We start from the raw sequence: 22438 nt of genomic DNA, 5'->3' as shown, positions 1-22438 counted from the left end.
GAAGCTAACAGGAGCATGAATTTTATGGGCAAGTATCAAGGTATCGGTCGTCTTGCAGCCGGTGTGGTTATCGCTGCTTCGCTTCTTGCTGCGCCCGTCACGCGCGCGCAAGAAGTCACGGACGCGCAGATCGATGTTGCTCGGTCGGCAATCGCGTCATTGGGTGTTACGAATATATTCGACAACATTTTGCCCAATATCGCAGCCCGTTTGAAGGGTCAGTTGATCGAAGCCTATCCGAACCTGGAAGAGCAGATCAACACCACCGTTGACAAGCAGGCGATCACGCTGGCCGCACGCCGTGGCGATCTCGAAAAAGAGGCTGCCATTGTTTATGCCAAGGCATTCACGCAGGACGAACTGAAGCAGATTGCCACTTTCTTCAATAGCCCGGCTGGCAAAAAGCTGATCAAGGATCAGCCTGTCGCCAACCGCGAACTTGGCAAGGCTGCCGATATCTGGGCGGCTGGCATTGCACGTGATCTTGAAAAGAGCACCAATGAGGCGCTGATGAAGACGGCTGGAAAAGAACTGAAGTCGCAAGCTCCCGTTGAAGAGCCTGCGAAAGAACCCGCAAAAGAACCTGCGAAGCCTTGATCCAAGGGCAGGCGAATTTCAAAAGCCCGGACATTCCGGGCTTTTATTTTGTCTTTGTCATCTCCATATGTGAAGAAGTTTGCTGGCCTCCCTCGCGTGTCTGGCTCCCCTGAGGGGCTATAGACCACCGTCGGGGTCGCGACGCGCGTTCGTTCTTAATTTGCCGCATGTACGTTATCGTTTTATTGAGGACAATAAAACGCGACATGCTTTAGGAGTTTACCATGTCATCTTTCGATTATGATCTTTTTGTCATCGGCGGCGGTTCCGGTGGTGTGCGTAGCGCGCGCCTTGCTGCATCCATGGGCAAAAAGGTTGCAATTGCGGAAGAGTACCGGTTTGGCGGCACATGCGTGATACGCGGCTGCGTGCCCAAGAAACTGTTTGTCTACGCATCGCAATTTCATGAGCATTTTGAAGATGCTGCTGGCTTTGGCTGGAGTGTTGGTGCAAGCAGTTTTGATTGGAAAAAGCTGATTGCAGCCAAAGATCAGGAAATCGCACGGCTTGAAGGCCTGTATCGCAAAGGCCTGACCAATGCGGGTGCCGAGCAGATTGAAAGCCGTGCCGAAATTGCTGGCCCAAACAGCGTGCGCATCGTTAAGACCGGCCAAATCGTGACTGCGGAACGCATCATTATTGCCGTTGGCGGCGAGGCAAATTATCACAAATCGCTTCCAGGCCATGAACTGTGCATTTCCTCCAATGAGGCTTTCCATCTCGAAGAGCTGCCGCGCAAGATCGTGATTGCCGGTGGGGGCTACATCGCTGTTGAATTTGCCAATATTTTTCATGGTCTCGGTGTTGAAACCACGTTGATTTATCGCGGTAAGGAAATTCTGTCGCGCTTTGATCAGGATGTCCGCCGCGGCCTGCATCAGGCTATGGAAGCCAAGGGCATTCGCATTCTCTGCACCGATGTGATTGAAGAGGTTTCCAAAACCGATACGGGTGTATTGAACGTGCGCACGCTGAACAATGGCGTGTTGGAAGCGGATCAGGTGATGCTGGCGCTGGGGCGCGATCCCTATACAAAATCACTGGGGCTCGAAACAGCGGGCGTAGCCGTGAATGCACGCGGAGCCATTATTGTCGATCAATATTCGCGCACCAATGTACCAAGCATTTTTGCCCTTGGTGATGTGACCGACCGGGTGCAATTGACGCCGGTGGCGATCCATGAGGCGATGTGTTTTATCGAAACCGAGTATAAGAACAATCCGACATCGCCCGATCACGACATGATCGCGACAGCCGTATTTTCGCAGCCGGAAATTGGCACTGTTGGCATGTCGGAAGAAGAGGCGGCCAAGGCCTTTGCGGAAATTGAAATTTACAAGGCCGAATTCCGCCCGATGAAGGCGACGCTGTCTGGCCGCGCGGAAAAGATGATCATGAAACTGATCGTCAATGCTGCGGATCGCAAGGTGGTGGGTGCGCATATCCTTGGCCACGACGCAGGCGAGATGGCGCAGCTTTTGGGCATTACGTTGAAGGCAGGCTGCACCAAGGATGATTTTGACCGCACCATGGCGGTGCATCCGACCGCTGCGGAGGAGCTGGTCACCATGTATAGCCCGAGCTATCGGGTGCGCCATGGCGAGCGCGTTTAAGCGCATTTGCTGGCATACATGGGCATGAAGTTAGGGCGGGCTGTTTATCGGCCCGTTTCTACTTTTCCCTGACAAACTCTAGAAAGCACTTTTGCGCTCAAGAAGAGCTTTCCAAGCTATGAGCAACGGTTTATAAGCCGCCGATCAAAGCTGGGCGTAAGGACGGCCAGGATTATATGTAGGTGAAGACTATGGCGCAGAATTGGACCCCGACGAGCTGGAGGCAAAAGCCAATCAAGCAGGTTCCGGCCTATCCAGATCAAGAAGCATTGAAGGCAGTCGAGCAGCAGCTCGCATCCTATCCGCCGCTGGTTTTTGCTGGCGAAGCGCGCAGATTGAAAAAGGCTCTTGGCAATGTGGCCGAAGGCAATGGCTTTTTGTTGCAGGGCGGCGATTGCGCTGAAAGCTTCGCTGAGCATGGTGCCGACACAATCCGCGACTTCTTTCGCGCCTTCTTGCAGATGGCCGTTGTTCTGACCTTTGGTGCCCAGCTTCCCGTGGTGAAAATCGGCCGTATTGCCGGTCAATTTGCCAAGCCACGCTCGTCCGACATGGAACGGCAAGGCGATGTCGAGCTGCCGAGCTACCGTGGCGATATTATCAACGGCATCGAGTTCACCGAAGAGTCGCGCATTCCTGATCCGCAACGTCAGTTGATGGCCTATCGCCAGTCGGCTGCAACGCTCAATCTGCTGCGCGCTTTCTCCATGGGTGGCTATGCCAATCTGGAAAATGTGCACCAGTGGATGCTGGGCTTCGTCAAGGATAGCCCGCAGGCCGAGCGCTACCGCAAGCTGGCTGACCGCATCAGCGAAACCATGGACTTCATGAAGGCCGTGGGCATCAATGCCGAGAACAACCCGTCCTTGCGCGAAACCGATTTCTTCACCAGCCACGAAGCTCTGCTGCTTGGCTATGAAGAAGCGATGACCCGCGTTGATTCGACCTCGGGCGATGTTTACGCCACGTCGGGCCACATGATCTGGATTGGTGACCGCACCCGTCAGGCGGATCACGCCCACGTGGAATATTGCCGTGGCATCAAGAACCCGCTTGGCTTGAAATGCGGCCCTTCGTTGCAGGCTGATGATCTGCTTAACCTGATTGATATTCTCAATCCGCAGAATGAAGCCGGTCGTCTGACGCTGATTTGCCGCTTTGGCCACGACAAGGTCGCAGATCATCTGCCACGCCTTATCCGTGCCGTGGAGCGGGAAGGTCGCAAGGTGGTTTGGTCTTGCGATCCGATGCATGGCAACACGATTACGCTCAACAATTACAAGACCCGCCCATTTGAGCGTGTTCTGTCGGAAGTGGAAAGCTTCTTCCAGATCCACCGCTCTGAAGGCTCGCACCCAGGCGGCATCCATATCGAGATGACCGGCAATGATGTGACGGAATGCACCGGCGGTGCCCGTGCTGTCTCTGCAGAGAATTTGCAGGACCGTTACCACACCCATTGCGACCCACGTCTGAATGCCGATCAGGCGTTGGAGCTGGCCTTCCTGCTGGCCGAGCGCATGAAGGGTGGCCGTGATGAAAAGCGTTTGAAGGCCGCAAACGGCTAATTACGACTTTTCATTTGCTTGAAAATAGAAAAAAATCCGCTGTCTTTCGGGCAGCGGTTTTTTTTATGCGTTGCATATATTGATGTTATTATTGATTGCCCGCTTTGAGATTTGACAAGATATGCTCGCGTTCAAACGCGATGTGGCGACGCAAGGCTTCAAAGAAGCCACGCAACATATAGCCTGTGGCTTCCACGTTGACCGACTGGCCGCTGCCCAGCCGCAGCAATGTGTCCGTTAATTCCTCGGCGAAGCAGGCATCTTCACAATGCTCAAATTTCAGGCGGTTCAAGGTCTCGCGAAGCGCGGGCTGGATGTTCGATGTACTCTCCAGCCAGGGAAACAGAATGGTTTCCTCATAAGTGTGCACGCCCTTGATCAAGGGGCCGAGGGCTTTGGCGGCATAGAGACATTTTTGCAAATCAACATTGCCCGGCAGCGAATCAGCAATTTCTTCAAGATGGTCGCAAAGCGCCAACTGCTCCGCGTGGGCGCGCTGCAACCATTCAAGGCTGGTGTCACATGGAACCAGGCCCGAAAGGTGATTTTGTGCTGAGGGGATTGGCTCAATCGTGCGCCGCATGTCCATCTCCATTGATGCCTCCCTTTTTTACGCCAATTGCAGCAACGACAGATGCTTTTGCTGTGCTGTTTCTGGTTTTGGCAGTCGATAAGACATTATCTATCTGAAATCGGGCACCGTCTTGCCTTGATTTGAATCAAGGCCACTTGCCCCTCTTGATGGCACAAAGGCAGGCAACGCAGAGGTTGCGCGGCGCTGCCGCCAACCTTGCGCGCACAACGCCTGAGGATGTCTGGAGACACATCCGTCATGGGGTTGCGAGATTGCACATTGGAGCGGCCGGTATCCTTTGGAGAACGGCTGCTCTGGACGCCAAGCCGTTGGGGGACTCCAACAATGAATTATACGTTCGAGACGATGGGGTTGGTCCTTTTGACCTTCGCCGCACTGCTCGGGGCGGGATTCGCCTACGACAGTCTTTTTGCTGCCCACATGTGGGTCGCCTTTATCGTGCTGCTTATCGGCACCGTTTTTATGCTCCGGCATACCAAGTTTGCACCGGCTGCCGTGAGCGCTAAATCATCGGCCAATAGCCAATCCGAGTATTTTGACGAGGTTGTGCGCTATGGCGTGATTGCCACAGTGTTCTGGGGCGTCGTTGGTTTCCTCGTGGGTGTGGTCGTAGCTCTGCAACTGGCCTGGCCCGAGCTGAATTTCGGCCCCTGGTTTAATTTTGGTCGTTTGCGGCCGGTGCATACCTCCGGCGTTATCTTCGCCTTTGGCGGGAATGCGCTGATTGCGACCTCGCTTTATGTGGTTCAGCGCACCTGTCGTGCACGTCTGTTCGGTGGCTCTCTCGGCTGGTTCGTGTTCTGGGGCTATAATTTCTTCATCGTCATGGCGGCCAGCGGCTATGTACTGGGCATCACCCAGGCGCGCGAATACGCCGAGCCGGAATGGTATGTCGATATCTGGCTGACGATTGTCTGGGTGGCCTATCTTGTGGTGTTTCTGGGCACGATCCTGAAGCGCAAGGAGCCGCATATTTATGTGGCCAATTGGTTCTACCTTGCGTTCATTGTCACCATTGCCATGCTGCATATCGTCAACAATCTGGCGATCCCGGTATCGTTCCTCGGTGTCAAAAGCTATTCCGCCTTCTCTGGCGTGCAGGATGCGCTGACGCAATGGTGGTATGGCCACAATGCGGTGGGCTTCTTCCTGACAGCCGGCTTCCTCGGAATGATGTATTATTTCGTGCCCAAGCAAGCCAATCGCCCGGTCTATTCCTACCGGCTGTCGATCATCCACTTCTGGGCGCTGATCTTCATGTATATCTGGGCCGGTCCGCACCATCTGCACTATACGGCTCTGCCGGATTGGGCACAGACTTTGGGCATGGTGTTTTCGATTATGCTGTGGATGCCCTCCTGGGGCGGCATGATCAACGGTCTGATGACGCTGTCAGGCGCATGGGACAAGCTGAGGACAGACCCAATCATCCGCATGATGGTCATGGCCATCGCCTTCTACGGCATGTCGACCTTTGAAGGTCCGATGATGTCTATCAAGACTGTGAATTCTCTGAGCCATTATACCGAATGGACCATTGGGCACGTGCATTCCGGAGCACTTGGCTGGGTGGGCATGATCACCTTTGGTGCAATCTACTATCTCACACCAAAGCTGTGGCATCGCGATCGTCTTTATTCGATGCGTCTGGTCAATTGGCACTTCTGGCTCGCAACGCTCGGTATCGTCGTCTATGCGGCAGTGCTTTGGGTGGCTGGTATTCAGCAGGGCTTGATGTGGCGCGAGTATGACTCGCAAGGGTTCCTGGTCTATTCCTTCGCCGAAACCGTGAAGGCCATGTTCCCTTACTACGTGATGCGTGCACTCGGCGGTGGGCTTTACCTCGCAGGTGGCCTGATCATGGCCTACAACGTCTGGATGACAATTCTCGGCCATCAGCGCGAAGAAGCGCCCATTGGTGGAGCCGCCTTGCCCCCAACCCTGCAACCGGCTGAATAAGGAGGGCAACCATGTCTATTCTTGATAAACACAAGGTTATCGAAAAGAACGCCAGCCTGTTGCTCGTCGGCTCGCTTCTTGTCGTGTCTATCGGCGGTATCGTTGAAATCGCTCCGCTGTTCTATTTGCAAAACACCATCGAAAAGGTGGAGGGCATGCGGCCCTATAGCCCGCTCGAGCTGGCTGGACGCGACATTTATCTGCGGGAGGGATGCTATCTCTGCCACAGCCAGATGATCCGCCCGTTCCGCGATGAGGTGGAGCGCTATGGCCATTACTCGCTGGCGGCAGAATCCATGTACGATCACCCCTTCCAGTGGGGATCGAAGCGCACCGGACCAGATTTGGCCCGCGTCGGGGATCGCTACTCCAACGAATGGCATGTTCAGCATCTCAGCAGCCCACGGGATGTGGTGCCGGAATCGATCATGCCGCGCTACGCTTTCCTGAAGGACACGCCGCTCAAGATCACCGATATCTCACGTGATTTGACCGTCAACAGTCAGGTCGGCGTGCCTTATACGCAGGACATGATTGTCAATGCCAAAGCCGATCTTGCCGCTCAGGCTGATCCGAACGCCGACACCACGGGGCTTTTGGCGCGCTACCCCAAGGCCAAGGTCGGTGATTTTGATGGTGACCCCACCAAGCTGACCGAAATGGATGCTCTGGTTGCTTACTTGCAAATGCTGGGCACGCTGGTGGACTTTACCAAATACGATGACGCAACCGGATACCGTTAAGGAGGGCACCATGGAAGGAACTGAAATTTACACCGCCATGCGCCACTTTGCCGATAGCTGGGGCATGCTTGGCATGGCTTTGTTTTTCCTGGGCGTTGTTCTGTTTGTTTTTCGGCCCGGAGCCAAGAAGCTTGCAGACGAGGCCGCCTCTATCCCTTTGCGGGAGGATTGATCATGGCAGAAAAAGACATTGATGAGGTCAGCGGCGTCGAAACCACCGGCCACGAGTGGGACGGCATCCGCGAACTGAACAACCCCATGCCGCGTTGGTGGGTCTATACATTCTATGTCACCATCGTCTGGGCTATTGCCTATACAATCTTCTATCCGGCATGGCCGATGTTGAGCACCAACACCAAGGGCTGGTTTGGTTATACCAATCGTGCGGCGGTGACACAGGAATTGGCCGCTGCGAAATCGGCGCAATCTGTCTTCATTGATAAAATTGCAGCCCTTCCGGTGCAGGATATTCTGGCAGACAAAGAGTTGACGGAATTTGCGACCGCTGGCGGGGCTGCCGCCTTCAAAGTCAATTGCACCCCCTGTCACGGATCGGGTGCGGCTGGCGGACAAGGCTATCCAAACCTGAACGATGATGATTGGCTCTGGGGCGGCAGCATTGATGCGATTTATACCACGCTACAGCACGGTATTCGCTATGCGAGTGATCCAGAAACCCGCACATCGGAAATGCCAGCCTTTGCCGATATCTTGAAACCGGAAGAAATTCGCCAGGTTGCCGCCTATGTGGTCAGCCTGACGGACAAGCCGCTCAATCCGGCTCTGGTCGAGCCAGGCAAGCAAGTGTTTGCGGATAATTGCGCGGCCTGCCATGGAGAAAAAGCGGAGGGTAATCGCGATATGGGCGCGCCTAATCTGGCCGATGCTATCTGGCTGAAGGTGAAGGGCGAACAGCAGATTGCCCAGCAAGTGGCGCATCCCAAGCATGGCGTAATGCCCGGTTGGACCGCCCGTTTGGGCGACACCACGGTGAAGGAACTGGCCATCTATGTTCACTCGTTGGGCGGTGGTGAGTAATCACGGCACGGATAGAGCCCGTCAGGTTTGGATGTAACCAGGCGGGCTCTAAACCCACATTGGTCTTTGCCCGGCTTTTTAAATAAGGTCGCAGCAGCTTTTCAAGCAAAAGGGCGCTTCAAGCGCCCTTTTTTATCGATCAGACCAGACTGCCCACTCATAGCCGTCCGGATCGTTGAAATGGAACCGACGACCACCTGGGAACGAAAAAATCGGATTGGAAATTGTGCCGCCCGCGGTTTCAACTTTTTGCTGGCATGCCTCTAATTCTGCCGCAAAAAGAATGATGAGCGGGCCGCCTTTTGCGGAAACCTGAGCTGTGGTGGTGAAACCACCTTTCAGCCTGCCGTCACTGAACTCACAATAGTCTGGACCATAGTCTGTAAAGCTCCAGCCAAAAGCCTTGCCATAGAAGCTCTTTGAAATCTCGATATTCGCGACGTTCAACTCGATGTAATCAATACGATTGAGATCCTCAGCCATGTCTCTCTCCCAAATTCTATGAAATTCAACAGGATGATAAAGTGCAAAGGCCGTGCTGGCGATAGGCATATTGCACTGACCATTCCTAAACGTTCCCACTGTTCGGGCCAAAGTTGGTATAGGGCGGCGACACACCATCGCGAAAGGCGGGCATGCAAAACGCCCCGGCGCATGGCACCGGGGCGTTTTGCAAATCATCAATAGAGCCAATTTTCGCTCTATAAGCGTTTGTGCCGAGGAAACCCGAGTGGATTTTCCCGAGACAATATTAGTGCAAAATTTGGCTCAGGAAGAGCTTTGTGCGCTCATGCTGAGGATTATCGAAGAATTCAGCAGGTGCATTTTCTTCAACGATCTGTCCCTGGTCCATGAAAATAACCCGGTCGGCGACCTGGCGGGCGAAGCCCATTTCATGGGTTACGCACAGCATTGTCATGCCTTCTTCCGCAAGGCTCACCATTGTGTCCAGCACTTCTTTCACCATTTCCGGGTCAAGGGCCGAGGTAGGTTCATCAAACAGCATGATCTTCGGCTTCATGCAGAGCGCACGCGCAATGGCTACGCGCTGCTGCTGGCCGCCCGAAAGCTGGCCCGGGTATTTATGGGCTTGCTCGGGAATCTTGACCCGCTTCAGATAATGCATTGCAATTTCTTCTGCTTCCTTTTTGGGCATCTTGCGAACCCAGATTGGTGCCAAAGTGCAATTTTCCAGAATCGTGAGATGCGGGAACAGATTGAAGTGCTGAAACACCATGCCAACTTCACGGCGGATTTCGTCGATCTTTTTCAAGTCGTTGGTCAACTCGATGTCTTCGACAATGATATTGCCCGTCTGGTGCTCTTCAAGGCGATTGATGCAGCGGATCATGGTTGATTTGCCAGAGCCAGACGGCCCGGCAATGACGATCCGCTCGCCGGTTTTCACTTTCAGATTGATATCACGAAGCACATGGAACTCGCCGTACCACTTGTTCATATTGATGATTTCAATCGCAGTCTTGTGGTCTGACTTTGTCAGAGAATTTTGAGCGACAGCCATATCGTCGGTTCCTTAGAATTTAATGTTTGTGGCCAGTGTCGAGGTGCTTTTCCATGAAATGGGAGTACCGGGACATGCCGAAGCAGAAGATCCAATACACGAAGCCTGCAAATATCAGGCCAGTTACAGCCGTCACAGGTGTCGCCCAATTCGAGTCAGACAGGTTAAGGGTCACGATGCCAAGAAGATCAAACATGCCGATGATGGACACAAGCGACGTATCCTTGAACAGACCGATAAACGTATTTACGATGCCGGGAATGACCAGCTTTATCGTCTGCGGCAAGATGATCAACCGCATTTTCTGGACGTAACTCAGGCCCAACGAATCAGCGCCTTCGAATTGGCCCTTTGGAATGGATTGCAAGCCACCGCGAATAACCTCGGCCATATAGGCAGACGAGAAGATCGACACACCGACCAGTGCACGGAGCAATTTGTCGAAGGTCCAGCCATCGGGCAAAAACAATGGCAGCATGACGCTGGCCATGAACAGAACGGTGATCAGAGGAATGCCACGAATAACTTCAATGAAGATCACGCACAGCATTTTGATCACGGGCATGGTTGAGCGCCGCCCCAATGCCAGCAGGATGCCAACCGGCAAGGACACCGCGATCCCGAAGAAGGACAGGATGAGCGTCACCATCAAGCCACCCCAGCTGGATGTTTCAACATGCGGCAGGCCAAAGCCGCCTGTCAGCAAGAAGAACGCAACGACTGGCAGGACCACGAAAAGCAACAGCGCATTCAAGCCTTTAAACGGTGCCTTCGGCATGAGCATCGGCACCAATAGGAGCACAAACATGATCATGACGAGCATTGGTCGCCATTGCTCCGCAGAGGGGTAACGGCCAAATATAAACTGTTGGAATTTTGCGCCCACAAACGCCCAGCATGCCCCCACCTGTCCATCGGCAATTGCGCCGCCCTGTGCGGCACTCAGGCAGACGGTACGATCGCTTCCGGTCCAGACGGCATCAATGAAGAGCCACTGAACAATGCCAGGCAAGACATAGGCCAGCGCAGCGAGGGAGATGATGGTGAGCAGGACATCTTTCGGCGTGGCGATCAGGTTTTTTCTGATCCACGCCGTTGCTCCGACCTGTCCTGCGGGTGCAGGTGAGGGACCGATGAGCTGTTGACTGACAAAAGCTGTTTTCTGGTTTGCCATCATATTACCTCTCTACCAGAGCCATTTTGGCATTGAACCAGTTCATGAACATTGCTGTGCTGACGCTGATCGACAAATAGACAGCGAGCCAGACAGCAACAATTTCAACAGCCTGACCGGTTTGATTGAGAATTGTACCGCCCACTGAGACGATATCGGAGAAGCCGATTGCAACCGCCAAAGATGAGTTCTTTGTCAGATTGAGATATTGGCTTGTGAGAGGCGGAATAATGAGACGCATGGCCTGGGGCACGACAACGAGGCGAGATGTTTGGCCGGCACTTAAGCCGAGCGCACCAGCTGCTTCGGTCTGACCCTTGGAAACGGCCATAATACCACCGCGCACAATTTCAGCAATGAATGAGGCTGTGTAAAATGACAGCGCCAAAAACAGCGAGGTAAATTCTGGGCCTATGACTGAGCCGCCCTGCATGCTGAAGCGTCCGACTTGAGGCAGGTCGAACGATAATGGCTGGCCAAGTCCAAAATAGGCGAGCACAGGCAGGCCGATAATCAGGCCGAGTGCCAACCAACGTGTTGGAAATTGTTGTCCTGTCGCCATTTGCCGGCGCTTTGCCCAGGATGCCATGAATAAACTGGCGATAATGCCAAGAACAAAAACGAGAAAAACAAACTCTGAGCCGTCGCCATAGACCGCTTTTGGATAGGTCACGCCACGATTGTTGATGTAAATTTCAAGCGGAAGCTTAATCGAGTCTTTGGGCTGGGGCAGAACCGAGATAACACCCTTGTACCAGAAGAAAATCACCAGCAATGGCGGGATGTTTCTGAAGATCTCGACATAGACCTGACAAATCTTGGCGATCAGCCAATTCTTGGACAAGCGTCCGATGCCCACAATGAAGCCGATAACGGATGCTGTAATAATCCCGGCAACGGCAACCTGCAATGTATTGAGAAGGCCGACAATAATCGCCTGACGATAAGTTGAATCGCTGCTATAAGCGATCAAGCGCTGGCCAATATCAAAGCCTGCGCGCCCTTGAAGAAAGCCAAATCCAGAAGATATATTGGCTTTTTGCAGGTTGTGACTGGTGTTACTGATGACGATCCCGATGAACAGAACGACGAGTGCAAGAGTGACGATTTGGTAGAAAATACCACGGACTTTTGGGTCGTAGATCAGAGACGAAGAGCCGGTTTTTCCGGCTTTAGACGAGCTTGTCGCATTGTCTGCCATTGAGGCCTTTTTCCCCTTATTCGCCCTTTTTGGGCGTGCTTTCCCTTAACGGGTTTTCAAAGGGGAGGACGCTTGAGCGACCTCCCCGGAGTGGCGATCTTTTGAGAGATCTTGCGATTAACGGATCGGAGGACCGTACTGGAAGCCACCCTTGGTCCACAAAGCATTGACGCCACGTGCGATTTTCAGAGGGCTACCGGAACCAACGTTGCGGTCGAAGACTTCGCCGTAGTTACCAACCTGCTTGATGATGTTGTAAGCCCAGTCTTCGGATACACCGAGGTCTGCACCGATCTTGCTGCCTTGCTCTGCACCCAGCATACGCTTGATGTCTGGGCCGCCGTTTGCCTTGAACTCATCAACGTTCTTGGATGTGATGCCAGCTTCTTCAGCATTCAGCATCGCGTAGTGAACCCAGCTCACAACATCGAACCACTTGTCGTCGCCCTGGCGAACAGCTGGTCCAAGCGGCTCCTTGGAGATGACTTCTGGAAGAACGATGTTGTTGTCGGGCTCCTTCAGCTTCAAACGCATCGAATAGAGGCCTGATTGGTCGGTGGTGTACACGTCGCAACGACCAGAATCATAGGCAGATGTCGCATCGGCTTCTTTTTCAAACACAACAGGATTGTACTTGAGATCATTTGCCTTGAAATAGTCGGCGAGGTTCAACTCGGTAGTCGTGCCAGCCTGCACGCAAACTGCTGCACCAGACAGTTCAAGCGCGGACTTTACACCCAGAGCCTTCTTCACCATGAAGCCCTGGCCATCGTAGTAGTTGACCGAGCGGAAGTTGAAGCCCAGCGATGTGTCGCGGCTGATGGTCCATGTGGTGTTACGCGTCAGCACATCCACTTCACCAGACTGAAGGGCAGGGAAGCGCTCCTTCGAGGAAAGTGGTGTGAACTTGACCTTGGTGGCGTCACCGAAGACGGCAGCGGCAATACCGCGGCAATAGTCTACGTCCAGACCGCTCCAATTGCCCTTGTCGTCAGGATTCGAGAAGCCGGGCACACCCTGGCTCACGCCGCATTGTACAAAACCTTTTGCTTTAACATCACTCAGCGTATCCGCAGAAGCGCCATAAGCGCTAAAACCGAATGCTGCAGCGCCCAGCGCAACTGACAGAAGCGTCTTTTTCATGTTTCCCAACCTTTGTTATCTTGTGTCGTTCGTTCGGCAGCAACTTGGGCGAGTTCTCCCCCTCTCCACTGACGGCACGCGTCCCCGAGGGGCGTGCAGACGCATCACATTCATAAATGGGTTCATGGTCAAGAGTTTATGGATGGAAATTGCGTTGAAAAGCGGCATTTTTGTGAATTTGCACAATATTTAGTCACAAAGAAACGAAATCACCAGGGATTTGATGAAAAAATAGACGCAAAATAAGGTGATAATTTCATCCGAATGGTTTCTCCATATCGCCCTTGACCGATGTGGCGATGGTGGGCGAAAACCCATGGATAGCCCATGCAGCGAGAAGGCGATTTTATCCAATGTCAGATGAAGAAAAGTGGTTGTCCGAAGCCGGTGTTAATACGCGTCTTTGCCATGTTGGCCATGATCCATCGAGCTACCACGGTTTTGTCAATCCGCCGGTGGTGCGTGCCTCGACTGTGCTTTTTCCCCAAGCGTCGGCAATGGAAACGGTCACGCAGAAATACACCTATGGCACCCGCGGCACGCCAACGACCGATGCGCTTTGCGAAGCGATCGATTCGCTGGAAGGTTCGGCAGGCACGATTTTGCTTCCCTCTGGTCTGGCGGCCATCACTGTGCCGTTTCTGGCATTTTTATCGCCCGGTGATCACGCCTTGATTGTTGATTCGGTTTACGGCCCCTGCCGGCAGTTTTGCGATACGATGCTCAAGCGCCTTGGTGTTGAGGTTGAATATTATGATCCGCTGCTTGGTGCTGGCATCGAGGCGTTGATGCGACCCAACACCCGGTTGGTTCACACAGAATCACCCGGATCAAACACATTTGAAATGCAGGATATTCGCGCAATTTCGGATGTTGCCCATCGTCATGGTGCGGTGGTCAGTATGGACAACACCTGGGCCACCCCGCTGTATTTCCGCCCCTTGGATTTTGGCGTCGATATTTCCATGCATGCGGCGACAAAATATCCGGCCGGTCATTCGGATATTCTGATGGGTACGGTTTCAGCCAATGCCGCGCATTGGCCGCGTCTGAAAGAAGCCAATGGGCTTATGGGGCTATGCGGCGCGCCAGACGATTCTTACCTAGTGCTGCGTGGTTTGCGCACCATGGGGGTACGCCTTGCCCATCATGATCGCAGCGCACGGGCGGTGGCGGAATGGCTGGAGCAGCGGGATGATGTCAGTTCTGTCCTCCATCCCGCCTTACCCAGCTTTCCTGGCCACGACATCTGGAAGCGCGATTTCAAGGGCGCAAGCGGTATATTCTCGTTTGTGTTAGCGGCGGATGAGCCTGCGCAGTTCAAGGCGAAAAGCCATGCCTTCCTTGATGCCTTGCGCCTGTTTGGCTTGGGGTGGTCGTGGGGTGGCTATGAATGCCTGGCCGTGCCGGTCAATCTCAATGATCGCAAAATCCGCAAAGCTCCAGCGGAAGGTCCGCTGATCCGCCTGCAAATTGGCCTCGAAGATGTTGCCGATATTATCGCCGATCTGGAGCGCGGCTTTGCGGCAGCCGCCCTTGTGAAGTGAGGTTTTGAAGTAAGGTCTTTGAGGTGCGCAACGCCTTTGCATGGGGCGTTGCGCGACAAATACGATCTGAAAACAGCGTCGGGAAGGTTTCAGGTGGGTGCGCGGTACCCGTAGAGCCAATCCAGATCGCGTGCAAAGCTGGCGGGCGGGCGCAAGCGCAAAAGCACGTCGCGGCCAATTCTGAAAGGACCGGCGGCGTGATAGGCGAATTTGTTCAAATTGCCGCGTTTGCGCACCATCGCGATGCGTGCAGAGCGCTGCTGTTCAAACTGCGCAAGGGCTTGTTCAACGGGCAGGGCCGCCACAAGATTGGCCAGTTCATAGGCATCCTCTATCGCCATGCCTGCGCCTTGGGCTGAAAATGGCATCATGGCATGGGCGGCATCGCCGATCAGCATAAGATCCTTGTCATTGTGCCAGCGGCCAACGCCCGCCTCGAACAAGGGCCAGAACGTTGGATTTTCAGCCTTCAGCAGCATATCCCGTATTGCGCTGTTCCATCCGTGAAACGATTTCTCCAGCAGCGCTCGTTGCTCGGCACCGGCCTGTGCGGCCCAGCCCTCGGATGCGTCTACGCCGCTGCTAATGGCAACGATGTTGATACTCTCGGTTTCCCGTAAGGGATAGGTGACCAGATGCGCCTTGGGGGCGAGATAGGCTGTAACGGTCCCGCGATCAATAAAGGCGGGTGCCTGATGTTGAGGGATGGTCATGCGCCAGGCAATATTGCCGGAAAATGTCACGTCGGGGCCACCGGCCACGAAATTGCGCAGCCGTGACCACACACCGTCGGCAGCAATCAACAGATCCGGTCGCTTGCCCGAGCACGGATCACGCAGCACTTGCGCATCCGGGCTTTCGACCTGTTGATCCAATGTGAGCGCGCAAAGCGGATTTTGCATAACGGCATTGGCCAGCACCCGTTGCAAACTTGCCCGGTGCAGCACTGCGTAAGGTGCACCCCAGCGGGTCTTTGCAGTGTCGCGCACGGGCACGCTGCCCAATCGTTTCAGGGTCAAGCCTGACGCGAGCGCCACGACATCGGGCTCAGACCACAGCTCTTTCAAAGCTGGTAAAAGACCCAGTTGATCCAGAATGCAGGTGACGTTGGGCGTCAGTTGCAGGCCCGCGCCGACCTCTTCAAGGGCAGCGCTTTTTTCAAAAATACGAGTCGAAATACCCTTTCGGGCAAAGCAAAGAGCAGCGGCAAGACCAGCTATGCCACCGCCAACAATTGCCACGGCTTTCGTGGACATGAAAAATCCGTCTGCCTGACTGAGATCAGGCTGCTTTAACGTGAAATACGCAACCCGCCGGTACGGTCTCGGTTGCCTTCAAGGTGCTGTTGTAGCGATAGAGTGTGGAGCAGTAAGGACAGACTTTTTCGTTGTCCTGCCCCAGATCCATGAAAATATGCGGATGGTCAAACGGAACGGAAGCGCCCGTGCACATGAATTCCTTCACGCCAATTTCGATAACCTGGTGTCCGCCATCATTTTGGAAATGGGGAATGTGATGACCGGCCATGTCTATGCTCCGAATGCCTTGAATTGCAAAATTGCCAACACCGTTCAGGGCCGGGTTTTGCAGAAGATGAAAACAGTTGCGGCAGTGCGTAGCTGTCATGTTTTCACATGCAGCCCTAGCAGGCCGCCTCAACGGGGTGAGCGGACATTAGCCCTCTTTTTTGCAAAAGTGTAGTGGCAATGCAGCAAGCGCCCCACAGTTTTTCAAGGTGTTGGGCTTGCGGGCGGCAGCAGGTGCACTATCGTTGGGAAAAATTTTTCCCCTATGCCTGATGATGGCCTGACTGACGGATTGATTGCCATGAACTTGAATGCGCCTGCTTTTTCCCGCTTTACCCATGATGGGCTGTCTCTTGCCTATTTTGATGAGGGCGATCCATCCGCTCCCGCAGTTTTGTTGATTCACGGCTTTGCATCCTCTGCCATGGTCAATTGGGTTCATCCGGGCTGGCTGAAGACACTCGCAGATGCAGGCTACCGGGTGATTGCGCTGGACAATCGCGGCCATGGCCAAAGTGATAAGCCCCATGAGGCAGAGGTTTATCATCCCGAAAACATGGCGTCAGATGCGGCAGCTTTGCTGGATCATCTCGGCATCGCACAGGCCCATGTGATGGGCTATTCCATGGGCGCGCGTATTTCGGCGTTTATGGCGCTGGATTTTCCAACGCGCATTCGATCCTTGGTGTTTGGTGGTCTGGGTATAGGCATGTGCGATGGCGTTGGTGATTGGGATCCGATTGCTGATGCGCTTCTGGCACCTTCGCTCGACGTGGTGAGCCATGAGCGTGGTCGAATGTTTCGGGCCTTTGCCGAGCAGACCGGCAGTGATCGTCTAGCCCTTGCCGCTTGCATCAGCACATCGCGCGATCTTGTAACGCGCGAAGAACTTGGACGCCTCACCGTGCCAACCCTGATTGGCGTTGGCACAAAGGATGATATCGCCGGATCGGCGCAGGAACTGGCCGCGTTGATGCCCAATGCCCGCGCCGTCGATATTCCCAATCGCGATCATATGCTGGCTGTCGGCGACCGCGTGTTCAAGGCCGCCGTACTCGACTTTTATCGCGAACTCGATCAGCCTTGAGGGGGATTATTCACCTTTGAAAACCGGAGGCCGCTTTTCGAGAAATGCGGTGCGGCCTTCAAGGTAATCTGCGCTTTCGAAGGTGGCAGCTCCCAGCACGGCCGCTTCGGTGAGCAGGTTTTCATCTTCGCTTTCACTGGCCCGTAGGGCAAGCTTGGCCGCCGAGACAGAAAGTGGGGCATTGGCGGCGATAGTCTGCGCAAGTGAAAAGGCAGCCCCCTCCAGAGCCGATGGTACAACAACCTGACTGAGAAAACCGCAGGCCAAAAGCTCTTTGGCGGGCAGGGCGGCTCCGGTAAACAACATGTGTCTGGCCATTTGGCTTCCCAAGCCCCGCTGCAAGTCGGCAACCGCATCTGCCGGATAAGCGAGGCCCAGACGGGCGGCGGGAATGGAAAAAACGGCGGTGTCATCGGCAATGCGAAGGTCTGCTGCTGCTGCGAAACCAAAGGCACCGCCGTAGCAAGCGCCGCGAATAGAGGCAATCACCGGAATGCGAACCTCGCGGAGTGCGGTGAACGCCGCGCTGTTTTCCGCCTCATACATGCGGGCCTGAACGGCCGTGGCGCGCTCTGTGGCGAACTCAGAAATATCGGCTCCGGCGCTGAAATCTTTTTGGCCGCCGCCTGTCATGACAATGCAATGGATCTGGCCGTCTTCCAAAAGCCAATCGAGAGCATCAGGAACGGCGCGCCACATGGCTTTGGTGATGGCATTTTTGCGGGTTGGATTATCAAAAATCAAAGCGCCAATGCCATTTTGCCCGGCAGCACGGATACCACCGCCACCAAATATGCGCGCTTGTTTCATTTTTCAGCTCCCATCTGGTCTCAGAGACATATGATCTATATATTGGAGCGCGAACGTCAATGAGGAGATTGCCATGGCGGCCAAGACCGATCTTGCGAAGCGGGAGATGATCAAGCCAATGGACCCGATATGGGATACGCTGAAGCAAGAGGCGCGGTGTGCCGCGGATAGAGATCCCTTGCTGGCAGCTTTTCTGTATTCGACGGTGCTGAACCATCGGTCTTTGGAAGATTGCGTTATCCATCGCATTTGCGAAAGGCTGGATCACCCCGATTTGCAGTCCGCGCTGCTGCGTCAGACGTTTGATGAAATGCTTCAGGATTGGCCGGAGTGGGGCTCGATTCTCCGCGTTGATATTCAGGCCTATTACGACCGAGATGCAGCCTGCACCCGCTTTATTGAGCCCGTACTTTACTTCAAGGGCTTTCACGCCATTCAAACCCATCGGCTGGCCCATTGGCTTTGGAACAACAACCGTCGCGATTTTGCGCTCTATCTGCAAAGCCGCTCAAGCAGCGTGTTTCAAACCGACATTAATCCGGCTGCTTTCATTGGACGCGGGATCTTTCTGGATCATGCGACAGGTCTGGTGGTGGGCGAGACTGCGCGCGTTGGCGATAATGTGTCCATCCTCCATGGCGTCACCTTGGGTGGCACCGGCAAAGAAGGGGCAGATCGTCACCCGAAGATTGGCAATGGTGTGCTGATTGGCGCGGGCGCAAAAGTGCTTGGCAATATCGACATCGGCTGCTGCTCGCGCATTGCTGCAGGCTCTGTGGTGTTAAAGCCGGTGCCGCCAGGCAAGACTGTGGCCGGTGTGCCTGCCAAGGTGGTTGGCGAGGCCGGCTGTGCAGAACCCGCACGCTCCATGGACCAGATGGTCGCTGGCGTGTGATGGAATGCTGCGGCAATTGTTTTGCTGAAACAGAGGCAGATAGATTTGGGTAATGCCGCGGTTGTGTGCATTCGCTGCTTTACATGGTCGTTTGGCCCGTGCAACAAGCGGCTCGCTTGTGGTGTTTCGCATTGGCTTTGATGCAGATGTGTGGCCGCAAGCCACGGCATCACGTCCTGCACCAAAGTGCATCGCAGGAGAAAATGGTGCAGCGTGTATAAATGTTGCAGTGTGCTTTATGTGATTTGCGAAATGCATAGCGCTGCAATGTGATTTTCTGTGTGATTTTTGCCTTGGCGCTGCCTTGGTTGAAGGCTTATGCAGTCATGGCGTAACGTTGCTGATCGTTCCGGTTGGTAATGATTGTGCTGGAATTTTAAAAAACACAGTGCCGCTTTGCGGCTGTCGCACGCCGTTGCGCTGTGGAAGACCGATGGAGACATGTGTGAAAGCAGACGAAATCAAGAAGCTGGACGCCTATTTCAAGCGTACCTTCAATCCAACCATGGTTGTCAAGGCTCGTCCGCGCAAGGATGACTCGGCAGAGGTTTATGTCGGCGAAGAGTTTCTCGGCGTCGTTTTCAAAGATGATGAAGATGGCGATCTTTCCTACAATTTTTCGATGGCCATTCTTGACGTGGATTTGTAATCACGCGTTGCGTTACTAATTGAAATATCTGGCTATATCGTGTCGAGAAGGGTGTTCATGGATGTGAACGCCCTTTTTGTTTTTTGACAATTGCAACTTTTGAGATATGGTGCGTCGCACAAATTCACTTGACCTTTTTTAGGGAAATGCCCTAAAGTGGTCGAAGCAAGAGGAAAAGGAGTGCTCGCATGATCAATATCGAAGAAGCCAGCAAGAAGAGCAAGGAAGCAATGGACACGGCCGTCAAAAACTATGCGGAAGTGACCAAAAACTTTCAGTCGATCGCGGCCGAAGCGACTGAATATTCCAAGAAGTCGGTTCAGGAATTGACCAGCTTTGTCGAGCAGCTCACAGCTGCGCGCAGCATCGAAACCGTGGTTGAATTGCAGACGAAATTCGCCAAGACCTCCTACGAATCCTTTGTTGCCGAAGCAACCAAGATTGGCGAAATGTATGCCAATTTGGCCAAGACAGCTTACAAGCCTTATGAAGCGCCTGTTGCAAAAGCAACGAAGCCTGCGCCTGTCGCGCCTGCTGCATAATATATAAGCATTGATTGCTAGACAGAGCGGCCGCCTTATCGGGCGGCCGTTTTTTGTTTGCAATTGCTGCGTTATTTTTACGGGTGCGGGCACTCATATATAGGCTCGAATGCCGTTCAGCCGCTCAAAGTCCTCGGTTAACACGATTGCTTTTTCGGCGTGTTGCATCGCTCGCCGGGACTGTGTTCTTGCCGCCCGTTTGAAATCGTTACCGCAAGACGAAAGGTCGACGAACGCTTTCTGCAGGCGGATTTGAACTTCGATCATCGCGGCTCCATCGCGACCAATTGGCGCAAACACGTCTGCAAACAGGTCTTCAATGCTAAGCGCTGGAACGCGAACGTGGGGGAAAGCAACGTCAGGTGTTTCCTGTTCAGGGTCTGCTTTTTTTTCGGCGTCTGGCTGCATCATCACCAGCAAGCGAACCGCGCGTCCGATGACATCTATGGCGGTGCCAGGATCATTCACCGCAGGTGAGAGGGCCCGTGAGGCGATTTCAGACAAAACACAAAAGCCAAAACGCGGATCCTGCTCATAGGAGCGGGTCTCAGCAATGGTGAATGCGCCTTGGATGGAGGCGATCGCGTCATCGTCTACAGCCACACCAAGTCTGGCAATGGGGCGGTTGGGTCCGACAAAACTCCCGGAGACGGCGAGGAGGTCGAGCACAGTATTGTGCGCCTGGGCGATCATGTTCAACGTGCCGACATCAACATGTTGCACATAGCCAATGGATTGCGCATGGATGGTGAAGCCGGAAATGTCGCTTGCCAAGTCCTTGGGCAGCGGCAAGGCACCAAGATAAGGATTGCCCTGCCGCGCCTTGACCGCGTTGGCTGTGGCGGCTTCGACCCGCCCGATTGTGTCTATCATCTGGCCAAGGCGCGAAAGGTGATCAACCCATTTCAGCAATGTCAGCACGATGACGGCAATGACAAGCAAGGTTGCCACAAACAGGATAACGCGGCCTTGGTCTCCGTAAGCCCCGGTGCTGAGGCTGACGATGCCGACTAGGCTGAACAGGAAGGCACCAATGAAGGTGGCCAGCACATTCTGTGTTGTGGAATCCTCGACCACAAGGCGTGTTGCCCTCGGCGTCGCGTTGCTTGCGGCGGAGCCGTAGGCGGTAACCATTGTGGTCAGGGAGAATGTGGTGACCGTCAACATGCTGGTGGCGAGAATGTTGAGGATGCCGTCCACCGCGTCGGCCCCGATTTTTCCCGCCAGCGATGGCGGCAATTGTGGCGAGAAAAACACGGAAAACAGCGCCGTTGCTAAGCCGATGAGGGCAAAGATTGCCGGGCGAAACCAGAGCCTTTTTACAAACCGCAGTGCAATCCATCGCCATTTTGAAATCATATTCTTCTTCCTGCATCGCTCTCTTGCGATTTTTCGTGTCTGGAGGAGCGCTTGATCAAACCCGCTGTGCTGTAAAATCCTGTGAGGGTTGCGCTCAATGTAACGTGCAACAGCGCCACGACCAGAACCATCTTGCACAGCCGTTGTGTTTATTGGTCAGCTTCGGACAGTGAAGGCCTGCTAAATTTCGTATCACAAGATTGTTTTGCATGGGCCCAATTGCAATTGGGGCTTTCGCTTGAAGGATGTAAATTAAAACCTATCTTTCATGAGGACATCGCGGCACGCTGGATGAAACACGGATAGCGTGAACGAGCCGAAAAAAATGAAAGTTAGACGATGAAGTTGCAGTGTCTTAAGGTTTTTCGAAATGAGGCTGCGCAATTCTGTTTGAAGTGATGGGCAATGGGCTTAAAATCGTCGACAAATGAACTACCTTATGGACAGGTTAACGTCCTGCAGATTCGGATTCTGCCAAAAAGACCGGGTGTCGGGAGACTATATTGAAAATGATCGCGCAACCGATCGTCATGCAAAGGCCGGGGAATGGTGGAGACGGACCCAATCGGGGCACGTCTGTCATCACGCGCACAAAGCCGAAGACCAAAAAGCCGAACTTGTATCGTGTTCTCATCCTGAATGACGATTACACGCCCATGGAGTTCGTGATACATATACTGGAGAGGTTTTTTCAAAAGGACAGGGAAGCAGCAACCCGCATCATGCTGCACGTGCATAACCACGGGGTAGGGGAATGCGGCGTCTTCACCTATGAGGTCGCCGAAACCAAGGTAAGCCAAGTCATGGACTTCGCACGGCAGCACGAACATCCGCTGCAATGCGTCATGGAAAAGAAATGAGGATCTGACC

Annotated in this window: 23 protein-coding genes; 13 read left to right on the top strand and 10 right to left on the bottom strand. The window is 53.9% G+C overall.

The genetic code is table 11. The annotated features are described in order from the left end of the window. Window positions 1-24 precede the first annotated feature (24 nt). The 3 genes from BJF95_RS19195 to BJF95_RS19185 all read left to right on the top strand — a co-directional run bounded on the left by BJF95_RS19195 (window position 25) and on the right by BJF95_RS19185 (window position 3778). Window positions 25-597: a DUF2059 domain-containing protein gene (locus tag BJF95_RS19195; RefSeq protein ID WP_075641164.1), complete on the top strand. Its 573-nt coding sequence runs from the start codon at window positions 25-27 to the stop codon at window positions 595-597. Window positions 598-821: 224 nt separating this feature from the next. Beyond that, window positions 822-2210, top strand: a complete 1389-nt coding sequence (gene gor, locus BJF95_RS19190) for a glutathione-disulfide reductase (protein WP_075641001.1) — start codon at window positions 822-824, stop codon at window positions 2208-2210. 191 nt (window positions 2211-2401) lie between these two features. Beyond that, window positions 2402-3778 (top strand): class II 3-deoxy-7-phosphoheptulonate synthase, encoded by a 1377-nt coding sequence (locus BJF95_RS19185; protein ID WP_075641000.1) that lies wholly within the window; start codon window positions 2402-2404, stop codon window positions 3776-3778. A gap of 88 nt (window positions 3779-3866) precedes the next feature. Here the strand turns inward: BJF95_RS19185 and BJF95_RS19180 are convergent, their stop codons facing one another. Continuing rightward, window positions 3867-4361: a hemerythrin domain-containing protein gene (locus BJF95_RS19180; protein ID WP_245297373.1), complete on the bottom strand. Its 495-nt coding sequence runs from the start codon at window positions 4359-4361 to the stop codon at window positions 3867-3869. Window positions 4362-4697: 336 nt separating this feature from the next. Here BJF95_RS19180 and ccoN point away from each other — a divergent pair, with 336 nt between their 5' ends. Genes ccoN through ccoP form a run of 4 tightly spaced genes read left to right on the top strand, consistent with a single transcriptional unit; the run spans window position 4698 to window position 8113 of the window. Then, window positions 4698-6332, top strand: a complete 1635-nt coding sequence (gene ccoN, locus BJF95_RS19175; RefSeq protein ID WP_075640998.1) for a cytochrome-c oxidase, cbb3-type subunit I — start codon at window positions 4698-4700, stop codon at window positions 6330-6332. 11 nt (window positions 6333-6343) lie between these two features. Continuing rightward, entirely contained in the window at window positions 6344-7075 is a 732-nt protein-coding gene (ccoO, locus tag BJF95_RS19170) for a cytochrome-c oxidase, cbb3-type subunit II (protein WP_075640997.1), read from the top strand. A 10-nt stretch (window positions 7076-7085) separates the two neighbouring features. Continuing rightward, window positions 7086-7247 carry a cbb3-type cytochrome c oxidase subunit 3 gene (locus BJF95_RS19165; protein WP_075640996.1) on the top strand — a complete coding sequence of 54 codons (162 nt, stop codon included), beginning with the start codon at window positions 7086-7088 and terminating at the stop codon, window positions 7245-7247. 2 nt (window positions 7248-7249) lie between these two features. Then, the gene (gene ccoP, locus BJF95_RS19160; RefSeq protein ID WP_075640995.1) at window positions 7250-8113 is read left to right on the top strand and encodes a cytochrome-c oxidase, cbb3-type subunit III; all 864 of its coding nucleotides are present in this window, start codon (window positions 7250-7252) and stop codon (window positions 8111-8113) included. A gap of 132 nt (window positions 8114-8245) precedes the next feature. Here the strand turns inward: ccoP and BJF95_RS19155 are convergent, their stop codons facing one another. The 5 genes from BJF95_RS19155 to BJF95_RS19135 form a co-directional block, all read right to left on the bottom strand. Continuing rightward, the gene (locus tag BJF95_RS19155; protein WP_075640994.1) at window positions 8246-8596 is read right to left on the bottom strand and encodes a VOC family protein; all 351 of its coding nucleotides are present in this window, start codon (window positions 8594-8596) and stop codon (window positions 8246-8248) included. Window positions 8597-8864: 268 nt separating this feature from the next. After that, window positions 8865-9635, bottom strand: coding sequence for an amino acid ABC transporter ATP-binding protein (locus BJF95_RS19150; protein ID WP_075640993.1), 771 nt, complete (start codon window positions 9633-9635; stop codon window positions 8865-8867). Window positions 9636-9654: 19 nt separating this feature from the next. After that, on the bottom strand, window positions 9655-10809 hold the full coding sequence (locus BJF95_RS19145; RefSeq protein WP_075641163.1) for an amino acid ABC transporter permease: 1155 nt from the start codon (window positions 10807-10809) through the stop codon (window positions 9655-9657). Window positions 10810-10813: 4 nt separating this feature from the next. Further along, the gene (locus BJF95_RS19140; protein ID WP_075640992.1) at window positions 10814-12010 is read right to left on the bottom strand and encodes an amino acid ABC transporter permease; all 1197 of its coding nucleotides are present in this window, start codon (window positions 12008-12010) and stop codon (window positions 10814-10816) included. A 117-nt stretch (window positions 12011-12127) separates the two neighbouring features. Continuing rightward, window positions 12128-13153 (bottom strand): amino acid ABC transporter substrate-binding protein, encoded by a 1026-nt coding sequence (locus tag BJF95_RS19135; RefSeq protein ID WP_075640991.1) that lies wholly within the window; start codon window positions 13151-13153, stop codon window positions 12128-12130. A 353-nt stretch (window positions 13154-13506) separates the two neighbouring features. Here BJF95_RS19135 and BJF95_RS19130 point away from each other — a divergent pair, with 353 nt between their 5' ends. Further along, complete coding sequence (locus BJF95_RS19130; RefSeq protein WP_075640990.1) at window positions 13507-14700, top strand: cystathionine beta-lyase; 1194 nt, start codon at window positions 13507-13509, stop codon at window positions 14698-14700. 89 nt (window positions 14701-14789) lie between these two features. Here the strand turns inward: BJF95_RS19130 and BJF95_RS19125 are convergent, their stop codons facing one another. Beyond that, complete coding sequence (locus BJF95_RS19125; RefSeq protein WP_075640989.1) at window positions 14790-15956, bottom strand: FAD-dependent monooxygenase; 1167 nt, start codon at window positions 15954-15956, stop codon at window positions 14790-14792. Window positions 15957-15981: 25 nt separating this feature from the next. Further along, on the bottom strand, window positions 15982-16227 hold the full coding sequence (locus tag BJF95_RS19120; protein WP_075641162.1) for a zinc-finger domain-containing protein: 246 nt from the start codon (window positions 16225-16227) through the stop codon (window positions 15982-15984). Window positions 16228-16527: 300 nt separating this feature from the next. Here BJF95_RS19120 and BJF95_RS19115 point away from each other — a divergent pair, with 300 nt between their 5' ends. Then, the gene (locus BJF95_RS19115; protein WP_075641161.1) at window positions 16528-17313 is read left to right on the top strand and encodes an alpha/beta fold hydrolase; all 786 of its coding nucleotides are present in this window, start codon (window positions 16528-16530) and stop codon (window positions 17311-17313) included. Between the two features lie 6 nt (window positions 17314-17319). Here the strand turns inward: BJF95_RS19115 and BJF95_RS19110 are convergent, their stop codons facing one another. After that, window positions 17320-18123 carry an enoyl-CoA hydratase-related protein gene (locus BJF95_RS19110; RefSeq protein ID WP_075640988.1) on the bottom strand — a complete coding sequence of 268 codons (804 nt, stop codon included), beginning with the start codon at window positions 18121-18123 and terminating at the stop codon, window positions 17320-17322. Between the two features lie 73 nt (window positions 18124-18196). Between BJF95_RS19110 and cysE the strand changes: the two genes are divergently transcribed. From cysE to BJF95_RS19090, 3 genes are all read left to right on the top strand, one after another. Further along, a complete protein-coding gene (gene cysE / locus BJF95_RS19105; RefSeq protein ID WP_075640987.1) occupies window positions 18197-19018 on the top strand; it encodes a serine O-acetyltransferase in 822 nt (273 codons plus the stop codon). A gap of 445 nt (window positions 19019-19463) precedes the next feature. Further along, a complete protein-coding gene (locus BJF95_RS19095) occupies window positions 19464-19667 on the top strand; it encodes a DUF3126 family protein (RefSeq protein ID WP_075641160.1) in 204 nt (67 codons plus the stop codon). A gap of 188 nt (window positions 19668-19855) precedes the next feature. After that, window positions 19856-20209 carry a phasin family protein gene (locus BJF95_RS19090; protein WP_075640985.1) on the top strand — a complete coding sequence of 118 codons (354 nt, stop codon included), beginning with the start codon at window positions 19856-19858 and terminating at the stop codon, window positions 20207-20209. A gap of 93 nt (window positions 20210-20302) precedes the next feature. Here the strand turns inward: BJF95_RS19090 and BJF95_RS19085 are convergent, their stop codons facing one another. After that, window positions 20303-21568: a DUF2254 domain-containing protein gene (locus tag BJF95_RS19085; protein ID WP_075640984.1), complete on the bottom strand. Its 1266-nt coding sequence runs from the start codon at window positions 21566-21568 to the stop codon at window positions 20303-20305. A gap of 509 nt (window positions 21569-22077) precedes the next feature. On the opposite strand from BJF95_RS19085, the gene clpS reads away from it, so the two are divergent. Continuing rightward, window positions 22078-22428 carry an ATP-dependent Clp protease adapter ClpS gene (gene clpS / locus BJF95_RS19080; protein WP_075640983.1) on the top strand — a complete coding sequence of 117 codons (351 nt, stop codon included), beginning with the start codon at window positions 22078-22080 and terminating at the stop codon, window positions 22426-22428. The last annotated feature ends 10 nt before the right edge of the window (window positions 22429-22438 follow it).

The organism is Rhizobium oryziradicis (assembly GCF_001939045.1).
Classification (GTDB): Bacteria; Pseudomonadota; Alphaproteobacteria; order Rhizobiales; family Rhizobiaceae; genus Allorhizobium; species Allorhizobium oryziradicis.
The sequence above is the reverse complement of the archived record's forward strand: the minus strand, read 5'-3'. Positions and strand labels throughout refer to the sequence as shown.

Coding starts and splice junctions, on each gene's coding strand:
- BJF95_RS19195 (WP_075641164.1), top strand. CDS start 25: ATGGGCAAGTATCAAGGTATCGGTCGTCTTGCAGCCGGTGTGGTTATC.
- gor (WP_075641001.1), top strand. CDS start 822: ATGTCATCTTTCGATTATGATCTTTTTGTCATCGGCGGCGGTTCCGGT.
- BJF95_RS19185 (WP_075641000.1), top strand. CDS start 2,402: ATGGCGCAGAATTGGACCCCGACGAGCTGGAGGCAAAAGCCAATCAAG.
- BJF95_RS19180 (WP_245297373.1), bottom strand. CDS start 4,361: ATGCGGCGCACGATTGAGCCAATCCCCTCAGCACAAAATCACCTTTCG.
- ccoN (WP_075640998.1), top strand. CDS start 4,698: ATGAATTATACGTTCGAGACGATGGGGTTGGTCCTTTTGACCTTCGCC.
- ccoO (WP_075640997.1), top strand. CDS start 6,344: ATGTCTATTCTTGATAAACACAAGGTTATCGAAAAGAACGCCAGCCTG.
- BJF95_RS19165 (WP_075640996.1), top strand. CDS start 7,086: ATGGAAGGAACTGAAATTTACACCGCCATGCGCCACTTTGCCGATAGC.
- ccoP (WP_075640995.1), top strand. CDS start 7,250: ATGGCAGAAAAAGACATTGATGAGGTCAGCGGCGTCGAAACCACCGGC.
- BJF95_RS19155 (WP_075640994.1), bottom strand. CDS start 8,596: ATGGCTGAGGATCTCAATCGTATTGATTACATCGAGTTGAACGTCGCG.
- BJF95_RS19150 (WP_075640993.1), bottom strand. CDS start 9,635: ATGGCTGTCGCTCAAAATTCTCTGACAAAGTCAGACCACAAGACTGCG.
- BJF95_RS19145 (WP_075641163.1), bottom strand. CDS start 10,809: ATGGCAAACCAGAAAACAGCTTTTGTCAGTCAACAGCTCATCGGTCCC.
- BJF95_RS19140 (WP_075640992.1), bottom strand. CDS start 12,010: ATGGCAGACAATGCGACAAGCTCGTCTAAAGCCGGAAAAACCGGCTCT.
- BJF95_RS19135 (WP_075640991.1), bottom strand. CDS start 13,153: ATGAAAAAGACGCTTCTGTCAGTTGCGCTGGGCGCTGCAGCATTCGGT.
- BJF95_RS19130 (WP_075640990.1), top strand. CDS start 13,507: ATGTCAGATGAAGAAAAGTGGTTGTCCGAAGCCGGTGTTAATACGCGT.
- BJF95_RS19125 (WP_075640989.1), bottom strand. CDS start 15,956: ATGTCCACGAAAGCCGTGGCAATTGTTGGCGGTGGCATAGCTGGTCTT.
- BJF95_RS19120 (WP_075641162.1), bottom strand. CDS start 16,227: ATGGCCGGTCATCACATTCCCCATTTCCAAAATGATGGCGGACACCAG.
- BJF95_RS19115 (WP_075641161.1), top strand. CDS start 16,528: ATGAACTTGAATGCGCCTGCTTTTTCCCGCTTTACCCATGATGGGCTG.
- BJF95_RS19110 (WP_075640988.1), bottom strand. CDS start 18,123: ATGAAACAAGCGCGCATATTTGGTGGCGGTGGTATCCGTGCTGCCGGG.
- cysE (WP_075640987.1), top strand. CDS start 18,197: ATGGCGGCCAAGACCGATCTTGCGAAGCGGGAGATGATCAAGCCAATG.
- BJF95_RS19090 (WP_075640985.1), top strand. CDS start 19,856: ATGATCAATATCGAAGAAGCCAGCAAGAAGAGCAAGGAAGCAATGGAC.
- BJF95_RS19085 (WP_075640984.1), bottom strand. CDS start 21,568: ATGATTTCAAAATGGCGATGGATTGCACTGCGGTTTGTAAAAAGGCTC.
- clpS (WP_075640983.1), top strand. CDS start 22,078: ATGATCGCGCAACCGATCGTCATGCAAAGGCCGGGGAATGGTGGAGAC.